We start from the raw sequence: 17219 nt of genomic DNA on the forward strand, positions 1-17219 counted from the left end.
CCACGTGCGGTACGCGCTCGGCGTCGAGTACGACGGCAGCGGCCTGTTCGGCTGGCAGCGGCTGGGCAAGCCCGGCGTCGAAGCGGTGCCGACCGTGCAGCAACTGCTGGAACAGGCGCTGTCGTCGGTCGCCAACGCGCAGGTCGACACCGTGTGCGCCGGACGCACCGACGCCGGCGTGCACGCGCGCTGCCAAGTGGCCCATTTCGACAGCGACGCTGCGCGCGAACCGCGCGGATGGATGCTCGGCGCCACCTCGCGCCTGCCGCAGGCGGTGTGCGTGCGCTGGTGCGTGCCGGTGGCCGATGGGTTCAGCGCCCGGTTCTCGGCGCGCGCAAGGCGTTACCGGTACAGCATCCTGAACCGCCCGATGCGGCCCGCGCTCGGCCGCCAGTACCTGTCGTGGGTGCGCCAGCCGCTCGACGCCGAGGCGATGCATCGCGCGGCGCAGGCATTGCTCGGGGAGCAGGATTTCTCCGCCTTCCGCACCGTGCACTGCCAGGCCGCGCATGCGCGCCGCGACCTGCAGCACATCCGGGTCGCGCGCGACGGCGAATACGTGCACGTCGACGTGCAGGCCAACGCGTTCCTGCACCACATGGTGCGCAACATCGTGGGATCGCTGCTGCTGGTGGGGCAGGGGATCCAGCCCGAGTCGTGGATGGCGACGCTGCTCGCCGGCCGCGACCGGACCGTCGCCGGTCCGACCGCCCCGCCCGGCGGGCTGGTGTTCGTGGGGCCGCTGTATCCGGCCGAGTGCGGCCTTCCCCCGGAAGTGACGCTGCCGGCATGATCGCGCGCGCGGCATTGCACGCCGCTGGCACGCCCGAGCGGGTACGCTAGCCGACCGTTCCCGATCCCCGACCCGGCAATGTCCCGCACGCTGTTTCGAACCCGCATCAAGTTCTGTGGCATGACCCGGCCTGGCGACGTGCGCCTGGCCAGCGAACTGGGGGCCGACGCGGTGGGCTTCGTCTTCGCCGAAGGCAGCCCGCGGAAGATCCACCCCAACGAGGCGCGGGCGATGCGCAATGCGCTGGCGCCGCTGGTCGATGCCGTGGCGGTGTTCCGGGACAACGGCGCCGACGAAGTCCGTGAAGTCGTGAAACAGGTCCGCCCGTCGCTGCTGCAGTTCCATGGCGACGAGGACGACGCGTTCTGCCGCGGCTTCGGCGTGCCCTACATCAAGGCGATCGCCATGGGCGACGCGCTCGTCGGCGATGCGATGGCCCTGCAGGTGCGCTATTCCGGCGCGGCCGCGTTCCTGTTCGACAGCCACGGTGGAGGCACCGACGGCGGCAGCGGCCGCAGCTTCGACTGGTCGCGGATCCCGAAGGGGCTGGTCAGGCCGGTGATCGTGGCCGGCGGCATCGACAGCGGCAACGTGTTCGATGCGATCGTGCGGACCCTGCCGTGGGGCGTGGACGTGTCCAGCGGCATCGAGGCGTCCGTCGGCATCAAGGACGGCGATCGCATGCGTGCGTTCGTCGAGGAAGTGCGGCGCGCCGACTGCCACGTCGAGCCGGACATCGACATCGGCGGCGCCGCCGCGGCCCGCGCCAACGGGATCGGAAAGTGAGCGCGCCGCGCCACTCTGTGGCGGCGGACCTCGCCGACGCGATCGATTACCACGCCTGGCCGGACGCCAGTGGCCATTTCGGCCGCCACGGCGGACGCTTTGTTGCCGAGACCCTGATCGCGCCGCTGGAGGAACTGGCCGCGGCCTATGACGCCGCGCGCGTGGACCCCGCGTTCATCGAAGCCTTCAACCAGGACCTGGCCCACTACGTCGGCAGGCCCAGTCCGATCTACGAGGCGGCGCGTCTTTCCGCCCATGTCGGCGGCGCGCGCATCCTGCTCAAGCGGGAGGACCTCAACCACACCGGTGCGCACAAGATCAACAACACCATCGGCCAGGCGCTGCTGGCAAGCCGCATGGGCAAGACCCGGATCATCGCCGAGACCGGCGCCGGCCAGCATGGCGTCGCATCGGCCACGGTCGCCGCGCGCCTGGGCCTCGAATGCGTGGTCTACATGGGCGCGACCGACATCGAGCGGCAGAAGATCAACGTCTACCGCATGCAGCTGCTGGGCGCGACAGTGGTACCGGTGACCAGCGGTTCGGCGACGCTCAAGGACGCGCTCAACGAGGCCATGCGCGACTGGGTCACCAACGTGCGCGACACCTTCTACATCATCGGCACGGTTGCCGGTCCCGACCCGTACCCGCGCATGGTGCGCGACTTCAATGCCGTGGTCGGGCGCGAGGCGCGCGCGCAGATGTTGGCCGAACATGGTCGGCTGCCGGACGCGGTCACCGCCTGTGTCGGCGGCGGCAGCAACGCCATCGGCATTTTCCACGCCTTCCTCAACGACCGTGGCGTGCGCATCGTCGGCGCCGAGGCGGCGGGCGAGGGCATCGCCAGCGGTCGCCACGCGGCGTCGCTGCAGGCAGGTCGCGTCGGCGTGCTGCACGGCAACCGCACCTACGTGCTGTGCGACGACGATGGCCAGATCACCGAGACGCACTCGGTGTCCGCGGGCCTGGACTATCCCGGGGTCGGCCCCGAGCACGCCTTCCTCAAGGACACCGGCCGCGCCGAATACGTGGGCGTCACCGACGACGAGGCGCTGGCCGCATTCCACCTGCTGGCGAAAACCGAAGGCATCCTCGCCGCCCTCGAATCCAGCCACGCCATCGCCGAGGCGATCGCGCTGGCGCGCGAGATGCCGAAGGACGCGATCGTGCTGTGCAATCTGTCAGGCCGCGGGGACAAGGACGTACACACCATCGCTGCGCGCGAAGGCATGGGTTTGTGACGCCCGCCCCTTCGAGGGGACTGCTGGAGAGCGAAGGGCGTTTCCTCCGGCTGCCACGAAGCCCATCCATCCCGGCCTTCCCCTTGATGGGGAAGGAGAAAAGCCAATGAACCGCATCGACAGCACATTCGCCCAGCTCAAGGTCTCCGGCCGCAAGGCGCTGATCCCGTTCGTCACCGCCGGCGATCCGTCGCTGGAAGCACTGGTGCCGGTGATGCATGCGCTCGTGGATGCCGGCGCGGACGTGATCGAGCTGGGCGTGCCGTTTTCCGACCCGATGGCCGATGGTCCGACGATCCAGCGCAGCTCCGAGCGTGCGCTGGGGCGCGGCGCCGGGCTTGCCTATGTGTTCGACAGCGTGCGCGCATTCCGTCAGCGCGACGGCGCGACGCCGGTGGTGCTGATGGGCTACCTCAATCCGGTGGAAGTGCGCGGCGCGGAAGCGTTCGCGAAACAGGCCGCGGGCGCCGGCGTCGACGGGGTGCTGCTGGTGGACCTGCCGCCCGAGGAAGCCGGCGGCTTCCGCGAGGCTTTTGCCGCGCACGGCGTGGCGCTGGTGCTGCTGGCCTCGCCGACGACCACCGATGCGCGGCTCGAAGCGCTGTGCGCACAGGTGCAGGGCTACCTCTATTACGTCAGCTTCGCCGGGGTCACCGGTGCCTCGGACCAGCTCGACCCGGACATGGCCTCGGCGCGCCTGCGCACGATCCGTGCGATGAGCGGCGCGCCGGTGGTCGTCGGCTTCGGCATCCGCGACGCCGCCAGCGCCGCCGCGATGGCCGCCGATGCCGATGGCGTCGTGGTGGGCAGCGCCCTGGTGGCGGCCATGGCCGATGCCGACAGCCCGGCGGACGCCGCGGCGCGGGCCGGCGCCTTCCTTTCGCCCCTGCGCACGGCGCTGGACGGTGCCGGCGGCGCCGGGCCGGCCGGCCGCGTGCGCTAGACTTTCACGCCTGACGCGGCCACGGCCGCCCAACGGCAACCCGATCGCATGTCCTGGCTGAAAAAAGTGATGCCCGCCCGCATCCGCACCGAACCCGGCGCTCCGAAGAAGCGCAGCGTCCCCGAGGGACTGTGGGAGAAGTGCGATCGCTGTGGCTCGGTGCTGTACCGGCCCGAACTCGAAGAGAACCTCGAGGTCTGCCCGAAGTGCAATTTCCACATGGCGATCCGCGCCCGCGTGCGGCTGCGCGGATTCCTGGATGCCGGCAGCACGCAGGAGATCGGCGCCGCGCTCGGCCCGACCGACGTGCTGAAGTTCAAGGACCAGAAAAAGTACGCCGACCGGATCAAGGCCGCGCAGAAGAGCACCGGCGAGCGCGATGCGCTGGTGACCCTGCAGGGCACGCTCAAGCGGCAGCCGCTGGTGGCGAGCGCCTTCGACTTCGCCTTCATGGGCGGCTCGATGGGATCGGTGGTGGGCGAGCGCTTCACCCTGGGCGCCGAGCGCGCGCTGGAGATCGGTTCGCCGTTCGTGTGCTTTTCGGCCAGTGGCGGTGCGCGCATGCAGGAAAGCCTGTTCTCGCTGCTGCAGATGGCCAAGACCTCGGCGGCGCTGGCGCGCCTGCGCGCGGCGGGACTGCCGTACATCTCGGTGATGACCCATCCGACCACAGGCGGCGTCTCGGCATCATTCGCGATGCTTGGCGACATCAACCTGGCCGAACCCGAGGCGCTGATCGGCTTCGCCGGCCCGCGGGTGATCGAACAGACCGTGCGCGAGACCCTGCCGGAGGGCTTCCAGCGCTCGGAGTTCCTGCTCGAGCATGGCGCCATCGACCAGATCTGCGACCGCCGCGAACTGCGCGACCGGATCGCGGCGTTGCTCGCGTTGTTGATGCGACAGCCGCAACCGGAAGACGACGTGGTGGTGGACGCATGAGCAGGAAGTATTTCGGCACCGACGGCATCCGCGGCCGGGTCGGCGAGGGCGTGATCTCGGCCGATTTCGTGCTGCGCCTGGGCAACGCCTATGGCCACGCGCTGCGCGCCACCAAGGCGGCCGCGGGCGAGAAGCGCGGCGGCGAGTGGCGCAAGCCGCAGGTGATCATCGGCAAGGACACGCGGATCTCGAACTACATGTTCGAAGCCGCGCTCGAGGCCGGACTGTCGGCTGCCGGCGTCGACGTGCAGCTGATGGGGCCGATGCCGACCCCGGCGGTGGCGCACCTGACGCGCTCGTTGCGCGCAGACGGCGGCATCGTCATCTCCGCCTCGCACAACCCGCACTACGACAACGGCATCAAGTTCTTCTCGGCGGAAGGCGAAAAGCTGGACGACGCGACCGAGCTGGCCATCGAAGCGGCGCTGGACAATCCGTTCAGCACGGTGTCGTCCGAGCTTCTGGGCAAGGCGGTCCGCACGCGGGATGCCGTGGGCCGCTACGTGGAAGCGTGCAAGAGCTCGGTGTCGCGCAACTTCGACCTCGGCGGCATGCGTGTCGTGGTCGACTGCGGCCACGGGGCCACCTACCAGATCGGCCCGATGGTGCTGCGCGAGCTCGGCGCGCGGGTGGATGCGATGGGCGTGGATCCCAACGGCCTGAACATCAACGACGGCGTCGGTTCGATGCATCCCGAAGGGCTGGCTGCGCGGGTGCGCGAGACCGGTGCCGAACTGGGCATCGCCTTCGACGGTGACGGCGACCGCGTCCTGTTCGTCGACGGGAATGGCGAAGTGCGCGACGGCGACGACCTGCTGTTCCTGCTCGCCAGCGACTGGAAGGCCAGCGGGCGGCTGCACGGCCCGGTCATCGGCACCCTGATGAGCAATTTCGGCTTCGAGCGCGCGCTTGGCGAGGCCGGGATCGGATTCTTCCGGGCCAGGGTCGGGGACCGCTACGTCCACCAGGCGTGTATCGAGCACGGCAGCAACCTCGGTGGCGAGGCTTCGGGCCACCTTTTGTGCCTGGACCGGGCGACCACAGGCGACGGCATCGTCAGCGCGCTGCAGGTGCTGGAGGTGCTGCACCGGCGCGGGATCACCCTGCAGGAAGGATTGCGCGGCATGGAGAAGGTGCCGCAGAAAACCATCAACGTGCGCTATTCCAACGGCGCCAGACCCGCCGAGGCCGACAGCGTGAAAGCCGCCCTGGCGGCCGCCCAGGCCAGTGTCGCCGGGAGGGGGCGCGCGTTCCTGCGCCCTTCCGGCACCGAGCCGGTGGTGCGGGTCACGGTCGAGGCCGACGACGCCGCGCTGGTGCAGTCGACGCTCGAGGCGCTCGCCGACGCGGTGCGCGCCGCCGCCTGACGCTCCGGAGCGCGCGCGAGCGGGCAGGCACCTGCGGCCTGGACTAACCTATCGCCCAAGGCGCGCCACGCTTCCCGCCTGACCGCGCGCATCGCGCCCACGTTTCCCGCCAGCCTCTCGCGGAGGCTGGGAACCCCGACAAGAGCCATCGCATGCCAGCCCGAATCCCCACGCTCGATATCCGCCGATTCACCCATCCGCGCAACCCGGAGGATCGCCAGGCCTTCGTCGACGAGCTCGGCGCCGCTTACCGCGAATGGGGCTTCGCCGGCATCCGCAACCACGGCATCGCGCAGCCGCTGATCGACGATGCGTACGCGGTGTTCAAGGCGTTCTTCGCGCTGCCCGAGGACACCAAGAAGCAGTACCACGTGGCCGGCGGCGGTGGCGCGCGCGGCTACACGCCGTTCGGGGTGGAGACCGCCAAGGGCGCCCAGCACTTCGACCTCAAGGAGTTCTGGCACATCGGCCGCGAGATCCCGGACGACTCCAGGTACCGCGACGTGATGCCGCCCAACCTGTGGCCTTCCGAGGTCGACGGGTTCCGCGAGAAGGGCTATGCGCTGTACCAGGCGCTCGACCAGCTCGGCGCGCAGGTGCTGTCGGCGCTGGCGCTGCACATCGGCCTGCCCGAGCGCTGGTTCGCCGACAAGACCGATTCGGGCAATTCGATCCTGCGCCCGATCCACTACCCGCCGATCACCGCCGACGACGTCCCCAACGAGCGCGCCGGCGCCCACGAGGACATCAACCTGATCACCCTGCTGGTCGGCGCCAGCGCCGCGGGCCTGGAAGTGCTGTCGAAGCAGGGCGACTGGGTGCCGTTTACCTCAGACGCCGACACCATCGTGGTCAACATCGGCGACATGCTGCAGCGCCTGACCAACCACGTGTATCCATCGACCACCCATCGCGTGGTCAATCCACCGGGCGACCAGGCGCGGCAGCCGCGCTACTCGGTGCCGTTCTTCCTGCACCCCAACCCGGACTTCCTGATCGACGTGCTGCCGTCGACCATCACCGTCGACAACCCGAGCCGCTATCCCGAGCCGATCACCGCGCAGGGCTACCTCGAGGAGCGGCTGCGCGAGATCAAGCTGAAGTAGCGACCAGGGCTGGGTGTCGCTTCCAGGAGCCGACATCCGCTGCGGGTTTTCCCGATCTGGATTTTGGCGGAACTCACGGCTGCAGCGGCTCCTGCACGGTGCCTGCGCGCTGCTGGGGCGACTCGGCTCCGACACCCATCGGCTATCCTTGTGCGTCTTTCCACAGGAGTCGCCCGATGCGCCGCAGGATCGTCGCCGGAAACTGGAAGCTGCATGGCAGCCGTGCCTTCGCCTCCGAGCTGCTCGATGGCCTGGCCGGGGGGCTGCCGGTGGCCGGCGTTGACATCGTGGTGTTGCCGCCGCTGCCTTACCTGGGCGATCTGATCGAGGATTTCGAGGGCCGGGGCATCGGGTTCGGCGCGCAGGACGTGAGCTGCAACCAGAAGGGCGCATACACCGGCGAGGTGTCGGCGGCGATGATCGCCGACGTGGGCGCGACCTATGGCCTGGTGGGCCACTCCGAGCGCCGCCAGTACCACCAGGAAGACAGCGCGCTGGTGGCACGCAAGTTCGCCGCCGCCAAGGCCGCCGGACTGGTGCCGATCCTGTGCGTGGGCGAGACCCTGGAGCAGCGCGAAGCGGGGCAGACCGAATACGTGATCGCCAGCCAGCTCGAACCGGTCTTCGCGCTGGCCGGTCCCCGGGCCCTGGAAGGCGCCGTGGTCGCCTACGAGCCGGTCTGGGCGATCGGCACCGGGCGCACGGCGAGTCCGGAGCAGGCCCAGGCCGTGCACGCATTCATCCGTGGCGAGGCCGCGGCGCGCGATGCTACAATCGCCGGCTTGCTACCGCTGCTGTACGGCGGCAGCGTGAAGCCCGACAACGCGGCCGAGCTGTTTGCGCAGCCGGACGTCGATGGCGGGCTGATCGGCGGGGCCTCGCTCGTTGCCGCCGATTTCCTGGCCATCGCCAAGGCGGCGGCTTCCTGAATCCCTCGAGCGGCTCCCTTCCGGGAACCCATCACCTGAGTCCTTCCGATGTTGATGTCGATCCTCAACGTGTTCTTCGTGCTGATCGCGATCGCGATGATCGCGCTGATCCTGATGCAACGCGGCGCTGGCGCGCAGGCCGGTTCGGGCTTCGGCGGCGGCGCTTCGGCGACCGTCTTCGGCGCCCAGGGCTCCTCGAACTTCCTGTCCAAGGCCACCAAGTGGCTGGCGATCGCGTTCTTCGCGATCACGCTGTTCATGGCCTGGCACGCGACCCACAGCGCGCAGCCGGGCGCGGCGCAGCAGGATCTGGGCGTGATGTCGCAGGCGCCGGCCGCACCCGCGCCCGCCGGCGACCTCGCGGTGCCCGCCGCGCCATCGCCGGCCGTTCCGTCGGCGCCAGCGCAGCCCGCCGATACAACGCCGGCGCAAACGCAATCACAACCGCCTGCGCAGACGCAACCGGTTCCGCAAGGCGATTGAGACACTTACAATGCCGGTGTTTCGCGGCCTGAACGTCGCGCGGAACGTGAAAGATTTGCCCAGGTGGCGGAATTGGTAGACGCACTACCTTGAGGTGGTAGCGGCTTAGGTCGTGGGGGTTCGAGTCCCCCCTTGGGCACCACGAGCGGAAGGCCTGCGCAGGAAGAGGCAGGTTCCTGGCCTGGGGCGGTTGTCACGCCGCCCCGGCTAGAACCCGTGCACCATGCCCGGGCTTTCCACCAACGCTCGCTTCGTGCAGGACGCGCGCAGCGGCAACCTGGATTCCGGCGTGACGCGGGATCCGAGCAATGGCCGTTCGCGGTCAGTAGCCGAGAGAAACACGCGTGCTGGCCGAATACCTGCCGACCCTGCTGTTCCTTTTCGTTGCCACGGGCATCGGCATCGCCCTGATCGTGATCGGCAACCTGATCGGGCCCAAGCGGCCGACGGCGGAGAAGCTCTCGCCGTACGAATGCGGCTTCGCCGCGTTCGAAGACTCGCGGATGCAGTTCGACATCCGCTACTACCTCATCGCCATCCAGTTCATCGTCTTCGACCTGGAAATCATCTTCATCGTCCCCTGGGCTACCGTGTTCCGGCAGCTCGGCGTGCTCGGCCTGATCGAGATGGGCATCTTCGTGGGCATGCTGCTGCTCGGTTTCATCTACGTGTGGAAGAAGGGAGCCCTGGAATGGGAGTGATCCAGTCCATCCAGAAGGCGGCGGATTTCGTCAGCAATCCGCTGCCCGAAGGCCGAGTCGACGACATCCTGCGGCCGGAGGGCGACAACCCGCTCACCGAGCGCGGTTTCGTCACCACCAGTTCCGACGTGCTGCTCAACTGGGCGCGCACTGGCTCGATGTGGCCGATGACCTTCGGCCTGGCGTGCTGCGCGGTCGAGATGATGCACGCCGGCGCCTCGCGCCTGGACCTGGACCGGTTCGGCGTGGTGTTCCGCCCTTCGCCGCGCCAGTCCGACGTGATGATCGTCGCCGGCACCCTGGTCAACAAGATGGCCCCGGCGCTGCGCAAGGTCTACGACCAGATGCCCGACCCCAAGTGGGTGATCTCGATGGGCAGCTGCGCCAACGGTGGCGGCTATTACCATTATTCGTACTCGGTGGTGCGCGGCTGCGACCGCATCGTGCCGGTCGACATCTACGTGCCCGGCTGCCCGCCGACCGCCGAGGCGCTGGTCTACGGCATCCTGCAGCTGCAGAAGAAAATCCGTCGCGCGACCAATTTCGGCGAGAACAAGACGGGGCTTCGCAATGGCTGAGCACGTCGGTCCCGGGCTCGCCGGCCTCGAACCGGCGACGGCGTTCGTCGATCGCCTGCGCGCCCGCTTTGAAGGCGCGGAAATCGCCGTCGCGATGTCGCGCGGCGAGGTCGGCATCGTCTTTACGCCCGGCGAATGGCACGACGGTTGCCGCGCGCTGCGTGACGAGTTCGGTTTCGAGATGCTGGTCGACCTGTGCGGCGTGGATTACCTCGGCTACGGCAGCGACGAGTGGGATACCGAGGTGTCATCGGAAGGCTTCAGTCGCGGCGTGGAGGGCAGGGGACCCGGTCGCTTCAAGTACGGCGAACGACCCAGCCAGCAGGCGGCGCAGCCCGATGCCGTGGAAATCACCCCGGTCCCGCAGCGTCGCTATGCCGCGGTCGCGCAGTTGCTTTCGGTCGCGCACAACCGGCGCGTGCGCGTGACGTGCTTCGCAGCCGACGACAGCCTGCCGATCGTGGCCTCGGTCACCGACCTGTGGCCCGGCGCCAACTGGTTCGAGCGCGAGGCGTTCGACATGTTCGGGATCGTCTTCCAGGGCCACCCTGACCTGCGCCGGATCCTCACCGACTACGGTTTCGTCGGTCATCCGTTCCGCAAGGATTTCCCGCTGATCGGCAACGTCGAAGTCCGCTACGACGCCGAGAAACAGCGCGTGGTGTATGAGCCGGTCACCTCGGTCGAGCCGCGTGTCGGCGTGCCGCGCGTGATCCGCGACGATGCGCGCTACGCCACCGCCATCGGCGAGGACCACGACCTCAAGGTCCACAGCGGCATCGGCCCGGCTGACGCAGGAGCCGCGAAATGAGCGCCCATCCGCACGTCTCCAGCACGCCCTTCGCCAGCAACGTGGCCGAGGCGCGGCAGGAGATCCGCAACTACACCCTGAACTTCGGCCCGCAGCATCCGGCCGCGCACGGCGTGCTGCGCCTGATCCTGGAGATGGACGGCGAGGTGGTGCAACGCGCCGACCCGCACATCGGCCTGCTCCACCGGGGCACCGAGAAACTCGCCGAATCCAAGCCGTTCAACCAGTCGATCGGCTACATGGACCGACTCGACTACGTGTCGATGATGTGCAACGAGCATGCCTACGTGCGCGCGATCGAGACCCTGATGGGGATCGAGGCGCCGGAGCGCGCGCAGTGGATCCGGACCCTGTTCGACGAAGTCACGCGCATCCTCAACCACCTGATGTGGGTGGGTTCGAGCGCGCTCGACCTCGGCGCGATGGCGGTGTTCCTCTACGCGTTCCGCGAGCGCGAGGAACTGATGGACGTGTACGAGGCGGTGTCGGGCGCGCGCATGCACGCGACCTACTATCGTCCCGGCGGCGTCTACCGCGACCTGCCCGAGCGCATGCCGCAGTACCGCGAGTCGAAGTGGCGCAAGGGCGCTTCGCTCAAGCGCTTCAACGCCTGGCGCGAAGGCTCGATGCTCGACTACCTGGAAGCCTTCGCGAAGGATTTCCCGGGCCGCATCGACGAATACGAAACGCTGCTCACCGACAACCGCATCTGGAAGCAGCGCACCGTCGGCATCGGCGTGATCCCGCCGGAAAAGGCGATGGCCTGGGGCATGACCGGCCCGATGCTGCGCGGTTCGGGCGTGGCCTGGGACTTGCGCAAGAAGCAGCCCTACGCCAAGTACGCCGAAGTCGATTTCGACATCCCGGTGGGCGTGACGGGCGACTGCTATGACCGCTACCTGGTGCGCGTGGCCGAAATGCGCCAGTCGGTGCGGATCATCGAGCAGTGCGTGCGCTGGCTGAAGGTCAATCCCGGCCCGGTCATGCTCGACAACTACAAGGTGTCGCCGCCCTCCCGCGAGGAGATGAAGGACGACATGGAAGCGCTGATCCACCACTTCAAGCTGTTCTCGGAAGGCTACTGCGTGCCGGCCGGAGAGACCTACTGCGCGGTCGAGGCGCCGAAGGGCGAGTTCGCCTGCTACCTGGTCTCCGACGGGGCCAACAAGCCGTTCCGCGCGCACCTGCGCGCGCCGGGCTTCGCCCACCTGTCGTCGATGGACGAGGTGGTGAAGGGACACATGCTGTCGGACGTGGTGGCGATGATCGGGACCTACGACATCGTGTTCGGAGAGATCGACCGATGAGGGCGACAGGCAATTTCGAGAATGCGCGCAACGTCGACCCGATGGTCGCGCTGTCCGACGACGTGCGCGCGCACATCGACCACTGGGTGGCCAAGTTCCCGCCGGACCGCAAGCGTTCGGCGGTGATCCAGGGCCTGTTCGCCACCCAGCAGGCCAACGGCGGCTGGCTGAGCGACGAGCTGATCGCCGCGGTGGCCAAGTACCTGGGCATCCCGCCGGTGTGGGCGTACGAAGTCGCGACGTTCTACTCGATGCTCGAGACCGCGCCGGTGGGCCGCAACAACGTTGCGTTCTGCACCAACATCAGCTGCTGGCTCAACGGTGCCGGCGACCTGGTGAAGCACGCGGAACAGAAGCTCGGCTGCAAGCTGGGCGAATCCACCGCCGACGGCCGCGTCTACCTCAAGCGCGAGGAAGAATGCGTGGCCGCGTGCTGCGGTGCGCCGGTGGTCGTGATCAACGGCCATTACCACGAGAAGCTCGACGCGGCGAAAGTCGACGAGCTGCTCGACGGACTGAAGTGAGGCTGGACGCAGGCATGGCGCAACATCACTCCCACGTCTCCGAAGGCTACGGCCCCGTCGGCCCCGCGCCGAAGGAGCACCAGGCCGTCTACACCACGCTGCACTTCGACAAGCCGTGGTCGTACGAGAACTATCTCAAGACCGGCGGCTACAGCGCGTTGCGCAGGATCCTGGAAGAGAAGATCGCGCCGGCCGACGTGATCGAAATGGTCAAGCAGTCGGGCCTGCGCGGCCGCGGCGGCGCCGGCTTCCCGACCGGCCTGAAGTGGAGCTTCATGCCCAAGGGCACGGGCATGCAGAAGTACATCCTCTGCAACTCCGACGAATCCGAGCCGGGCACGGCGAAGGATCGCGACATCCTGCGCTACAACCCGCATGCGGTGATCGAGGGCATGGCGATCGCCTGCTACGCCACCGGCAGCACCGTGGCCTACAACTACCTGCGCGGCGAGTTCCACCACGAGCCGTTCGAGCATCTCGAGGAAGCCACCGCCGAGGCCTACGCCAACGGCTGGCTGGGCAAGGACATCCTCGGCAGCGGCATCGATGTCGACATCTACAACGCGCTCGGCGCGGGCGCCTACATCTGCGGCGAGGAAACCGCGCTGATGGAGTCGCTGGAGGGGAAGAAGGGGCAGCCGCGCTACAAGCCGCCGTTCCCGGCCAACTTCGGCCTGTTCGGCAAGCCGACCACGATCAACAACACCGAGACCTACGCCTCGGTGCCGGCGATCGTGCGCAACGGCGCGGAGTGGTTCCTCAACCTGGGCAAGCCGAACAACGGCGGCTGCAAGATCTTCTCGGTCTCCGGCCACGTCGCGCGGCCGGGCAACTACGAGATCCGCCTGGGCACGCCGTTCGCGGAACTGCTGGAAGTCGCCGGCGGCATGCGTGACGGCCGCAAGCTCAAGGCCGTGATCCCCGGCGGCTCGTCGATGCCGGTGCTGCCGGGCGACACGATGATGCAGCTGACCATGGACTACGACAGCCTGCAGAAGGCGGGTTCGGGCCTGGGCTCGGGCGCGGTGATCGTGATGGACGAGACCGCCTGCATGGTCCGCGCCTGCCAGCGCATCTCGCGCTTCTACTTCCAGGAAAGCTGTGGCCAGTGCACGCCCTGCCGCGAGGGCACGGGCTGGATGTACCGCATGCTGACCCGCATCGTGGATGGCCAGGCCACCCTGGACGACCTGCAGATGCTGCGCGCCGCGGCGGGGCAGATCGAAGGCCACACCATCTGCGCCTTCGGCGAAGCCGCCGCATGGCCGGTGCAGGGATTCCTGCGCCATTACTGGGACGAATTCGAGTACGCGATCGTGAACGGACGCTTCCTGGTCGACGACCAGCGCGCAGGCACCGTCGTCGCGAAGAAGGTGGCCGCGTGAGCGCACAGCCCGTCAACCCGAACCTGCCGCCGGACCAGGTCACCGTCTTCATCGACGGCGTCGAGCTGGCCGCGCCCAAGGGGTCGATGATCATCCAGGCCGCCGACAAGGCCGGCATCCCGATTCCGCGCTTCTGCTACCACGACAAGCTCGCCATCGCGGCCAATTGCCGCATGTGTCTGGTCGACGTGGAAAAGATGGGCAAGCCCGCGCCGGCGTGCGCCACGCCGGTGATGGACGGCATGAAGGTGGCCACCCGCAGCGAGAAGGCGCTCAAGTCGCAGCGCAACGTGATGGAGTTCCTGCTGATCAACCACCCGCTCGATTGCCCGGTCTGCGACCAGGGCGGCGAGTGCGAGCTGCAGGACCTGTCGCTGGGCTACGGTCGATCGGTGTCGCGCTTCGTCGAGCGCAAGCGCGTGGTCGCCGACGAGGACATGGGTCCGCTGGTCGCCACCGACATGACCCGCTGCATCCACTGCACGCGCTGCATCCGCTTCACCGCCGAGATCGCCGGCACCTACGAGCTTGGCGGCATGCTGCGCGGCGAGAGCCTGCAGATCGGCACCTACGACGGCAAGCCGCTGACCACGGAGCTGTCGGGCAACGTCATCGACGTCTGCCCGGTGGGCGCGTTGACCAACAAGGTGTTCCGCTTCCGCGCACGCCCCTGGGAGCTGATCGCCAAGGAGTCGGTGGGCTACCACGATGCGCTGGGCAGCAACCTGTTCCTGCATGCGCGCCGCGGCGACGTGATGCGCGCGGTGCCGCGCGACAACGAAGCGGTCAACGAGTGCTGGCTGTCGGACCGCGACCGCTATTCACACCAGGGCCTGCATGCCGAAGACCGCGCAGTGCAACCGCTGGTGCGCGATGCGGGCAGCGCGTCCGGCGAGGGTTGGCGCGAGACTTCATGGGAAGAGGCCCTGTCCAGGGCGGCGCAGATTTTGCGGGAGAACGGCGCCGACGACCTCGGCATCCTGGTCCATCCGTCGACTTCCAACGAGGAAGGCGCATTGCTGGCCCGCCTGGCCGAGGCGCTCGGAACCGGGAACCTCGACCACCGCATCGCCCAGCATGACCTGTCGGACGGCGCCCGCGCCGAACCGTTCGGCATGCCGGTCGCGGAGATCGAGAACGCCGATGTGATCCTCATCGTCGGCAGCCAGCTGCGCCATGAGGTGCCGCTGCTGCACCAGCGCGTGCGCAAGGCCTGGACGCGCGGCGCGAAAGTGCACGTGATCAATCCGGTCGATTTCGATTTCGCCTTCGAGATCGCCGGCAAGCAGATCGTCGCGCCGTCCCGCATCGCCGACGCGCTGGGTTCGGCTGCGCTGGCCGAGGCGTTCACGGGCGCGACCCGCGCAGTCGTCATCGTGGGCGGCGTCGCCGAGAACGGCGTGCATGCGGCCGCGATCCGCACGGCCGTCGCGCAGTTCGCGCGCGCGAACAATGCCGCGTTGTGCCGGATTCCGCAGGGTGCCAACGCGCTTGGCCTGGCGCGCCATGGCGTGCTGCCCGCTTCGCGCGACGCCAATGCCATGCTCGCGCAGCCGCGCGGTGCGTACATGATCTACGGCATCGAGCCGGGCCTGGACTTCGCCAGCCAGGCCAATGCGCTGCAGGCGCTCAAGGGCGCGCAGGTCGTGGCTTTCAGCCAGTTCGCCTGCAGCTCGACGCGCGCGATCGCCGACGTGATCCTGCCGATCGGGGCACTGCCCGAGATCGACGCCACGCTGACCAACCTGGATGGTCGCGACCAGTCCGCGGTCGCCTCCGGCAAGCTGCCGGGCGAGGCGCGCGCCGGCTGGCGCGTGCTGCGCGCGCTGGCAGGCGAGCTCGGGGCCGCCGGTTTCGAGTTCACCGATCTTGCCGGCGTCCGCGCCGTCATGGCTCCGAAGGAGGTCGTGGTGGCCAGTTCGGCCGCGCCGGCGACCACCGGAGACGGCTTCGAACTCGCCGTGTCCGATGCGATCTATCGCGTCGATGGCGTCACCCGCCGCGCTGCCGCGCTGCAGGCGCACCCGCTGACCGTCGGTCCGCGCGTCACCCTGCATCCAAAGGATGCCGCGGCCACCGGCCTGGCCGACGGCGCGATGGCGAAGCTGTCCAACGCCAGCGGCACGGCGACGCTGCAGGTGGTGCTCGACGATCGCGTCGCTGCCGGTTCGGCCTGGGTCGAGCGTGGCTACGGCGTCACTGCCGGGCTCGCGGCCGGTGACGTCCGGGTGGTGGCCGCATGAACACCGCGTCCTTCCTCTCCGACCTGCTGGGCCCCCTGCATGACGGGCTGCTGTCGCTCGGCGCCATCGGCCTGGTCGTCTGGATCGTGCTGAAGATCCTCGCGATCGCGGTGCCGGTGATCCTGGCGGTGGCGTTCTACGTGGTCTGGGAGCGCAAGCTGATCGGATGGATGCACGTGCGCCACGGACCGATGTACGTCGGCCTGGGGGTGTTCCAGGCCTTCGCCGACGTGTTCAAGCTGCTGTTCAAGGAAGTCATCCAGCCCACCAATGCACAGCGCGTGCTGTACATCCTCGCGCCGCTGATCACCCTGGCACCCGCATTCGCGGCGTGGGCCGTGGTGCCGTTCGACGCGCAGCTGGTGCTGTCTAACGCCAACGCCGGCCTGCTGTACCTGCTGGCGATGACGTCGCTGGGCGTGTACGGCGTGATCATCGCCGGCTGGGCATCGAACTCGAAGTACGCCTTCCTCGGCGCGATGCGCTCGGCTGCGCAGGTGATCAGCTACGAGATCGCGATGGGCTTCGCGCTGGTCGGCGTGATGATCGGCGCGGGCAGCCTGAACATGACGCAGATCGTGATGGCGCAGGCCGGCAACGGCGGCTTCACCGAATGGTTCTGGCTGCCGATGCTGCCGCTGTTCGTGGTCTATTTCGTGTCCGGCGTGGCCGAGACCAACCGCGCGCCGTTCGACGTGGTGGAAGGCGAGTCGGAAATCGTCGCCGGGCACATGGTCGAATACTCGGGCGCCGCGTTCGCGCTGTTCTTCCTGGCCGAGTACGCCAACATGATCCTGGTCAGCTTCCTGGCCTCGATCTTCTTCCTCGGCGGCTGGCTTTCGCCGCTGCACGGCTGGGGCGTCCCGCTGCTGTCGGTCGACGGCTGGTGGTGGCTGTTCCTCAAGGTCGGCTTCTTCGCCAGCTGCTTCATCTGGTTCCGCGCCACGTTCCCGCGCTACCGCTACGACCAGATCATGCGGCTGGGCTGGAAGGTGTTCATTCCGCTGAGCATCGCGTGGATCGCGGTGACGGCGCTGATGGCGTACTACGGCGTGTTCGAGGCCGGCCAGTGAAGGACATGAC

17 protein-coding genes and 1 tRNA gene are annotated in these 17219 nt (G+C 68.5%); all 18 read left to right on the forward strand.

Annotated features, from left to right (window positions below; translation table 11 throughout):
- Positions 1–4 precede the first annotated feature (4 nt).
- The 18 genes from truA (at position 5) to nuoH (ending at position 17209) form a co-directional block, all read left to right on the forward strand.
- Positions 5–793 (forward strand): tRNA pseudouridine(38-40) synthase TruA, encoded by a 789-nt coding sequence (gene truA, locus ACFOM9_RS04905; RefSeq protein WP_386706758.1) that lies wholly within the window; start codon positions 5–7, stop codon positions 791–793.
- Positions 794–871: 78 nt separating this feature from the next.
- Positions 872–1579, forward strand: a complete 708-nt coding sequence (locus ACFOM9_RS04910; protein ID WP_386706761.1) for a phosphoribosylanthranilate isomerase — start codon at positions 872–874, stop codon at positions 1577–1579.
- 41 nt (positions 1580–1620) lie between these two features.
- The gene (gene trpB, locus ACFOM9_RS04915; protein WP_386707359.1) at positions 1621–2820 is read left to right on the forward strand and encodes a tryptophan synthase subunit beta; all 1200 of its coding nucleotides are present in this window, start codon (positions 1621–1623) and stop codon (positions 2818–2820) included.
- A gap of 106 nt (positions 2821–2926) precedes the next feature.
- Positions 2927–3763, forward strand: coding sequence for a tryptophan synthase subunit alpha (trpA, locus tag ACFOM9_RS04920; RefSeq protein WP_386706764.1), 837 nt, complete (start codon positions 2927–2929; stop codon positions 3761–3763).
- Positions 3764–3811: 48 nt separating this feature from the next.
- Entirely contained in the window at positions 3812–4702 is an 891-nt protein-coding gene (accD, locus tag ACFOM9_RS04925) for an acetyl-CoA carboxylase, carboxyltransferase subunit beta (protein WP_386706767.1), read from the forward strand.
- Entirely contained in the window at positions 4699–6069 is a 1371-nt protein-coding gene (gene glmM / locus ACFOM9_RS04930; protein ID WP_386706770.1) for a phosphoglucosamine mutase, read from the forward strand. Before accD ends, glmM begins: the two co-directional genes overlap by 4 nt.
- A 152-nt stretch (positions 6070–6221) precedes the next feature.
- Positions 6222–7175, forward strand: a complete 954-nt coding sequence (locus ACFOM9_RS04935) for an isopenicillin N synthase family dioxygenase (protein WP_386706772.1) — start codon at positions 6222–6224, stop codon at positions 7173–7175.
- 176 nt (positions 7176–7351) lie between these two features.
- A complete protein-coding gene (gene tpiA / locus ACFOM9_RS04940) occupies positions 7352–8104 on the forward strand; it encodes a triose-phosphate isomerase (protein WP_386706775.1) in 753 nt (250 codons plus the stop codon).
- A gap of 48 nt (positions 8105–8152) precedes the next feature.
- A complete protein-coding gene (gene secG, locus ACFOM9_RS04945; protein WP_386706778.1) occupies positions 8153–8587 on the forward strand; it encodes a preprotein translocase subunit SecG in 435 nt (144 codons plus the stop codon).
- A 57-nt stretch (positions 8588–8644) separates the two neighbouring features.
- A tRNA-Leu gene (locus tag ACFOM9_RS04950) sits at positions 8645–8729 on the forward strand.
- 202 nt (positions 8730–8931) lie between these two features.
- A complete protein-coding gene (locus ACFOM9_RS04955; RefSeq protein WP_386706781.1) occupies positions 8932–9288 on the forward strand; it encodes an NADH-quinone oxidoreductase subunit A in 357 nt (118 codons plus the stop codon).
- A complete protein-coding gene (locus ACFOM9_RS04960) occupies positions 9279–9866 on the forward strand; it encodes a NuoB/complex I 20 kDa subunit family protein (RefSeq protein ID WP_386706784.1) in 588 nt (195 codons plus the stop codon). Before ACFOM9_RS04955 ends, ACFOM9_RS04960 begins: the two co-directional genes overlap by 10 nt.
- A complete protein-coding gene (locus ACFOM9_RS04965) occupies positions 9859–10677 on the forward strand; it encodes an NADH-quinone oxidoreductase subunit C (RefSeq protein ID WP_386706787.1) in 819 nt (272 codons plus the stop codon). The genes ACFOM9_RS04960 and ACFOM9_RS04965 overlap by 8 nt, the downstream gene beginning before the upstream one ends.
- A complete protein-coding gene (locus ACFOM9_RS04970) occupies positions 10674–11984 on the forward strand; it encodes an NADH-quinone oxidoreductase subunit D (protein WP_386706790.1) in 1311 nt (436 codons plus the stop codon). The genes ACFOM9_RS04965 and ACFOM9_RS04970 overlap by 4 nt, the downstream gene beginning before the upstream one ends.
- Positions 11981–12508 (forward strand): NADH-quinone oxidoreductase subunit NuoE, encoded by a 528-nt coding sequence (nuoE, locus tag ACFOM9_RS04975; RefSeq protein ID WP_386706793.1) that lies wholly within the window; start codon positions 11981–11983, stop codon positions 12506–12508. Before ACFOM9_RS04970 ends, nuoE begins: the two co-directional genes overlap by 4 nt.
- Before the next feature lie 14 nt (positions 12509–12522).
- The gene (nuoF, locus tag ACFOM9_RS04980) at positions 12523–13893 is read left to right on the forward strand and encodes an NADH-quinone oxidoreductase subunit NuoF (RefSeq protein WP_386706796.1); all 1371 of its coding nucleotides are present in this window, start codon (positions 12523–12525) and stop codon (positions 13891–13893) included.
- The gene (gene nuoG / locus ACFOM9_RS04985; RefSeq protein WP_386706799.1) at positions 13890–16136 is read left to right on the forward strand and encodes an NADH-quinone oxidoreductase subunit NuoG; all 2247 of its coding nucleotides are present in this window, start codon (positions 13890–13892) and stop codon (positions 16134–16136) included. The genes nuoF and nuoG overlap by 4 nt, the downstream gene beginning before the upstream one ends.
- A complete protein-coding gene (gene nuoH / locus ACFOM9_RS04990; protein WP_386706802.1) occupies positions 16133–17209 on the forward strand; it encodes an NADH-quinone oxidoreductase subunit NuoH in 1077 nt (358 codons plus the stop codon). Before nuoG ends, nuoH begins: the two co-directional genes overlap by 4 nt.
- Positions 17210–17219: the final 10 nt, after the last annotated feature.

It is taken from the genome of Luteimonas notoginsengisoli, from assembly GCF_042648885.1.
Taxonomy (GTDB): domain Bacteria; phylum Pseudomonadota; class Gammaproteobacteria; order Xanthomonadales; family Xanthomonadaceae; genus Luteimonas; species Luteimonas notoginsengisoli.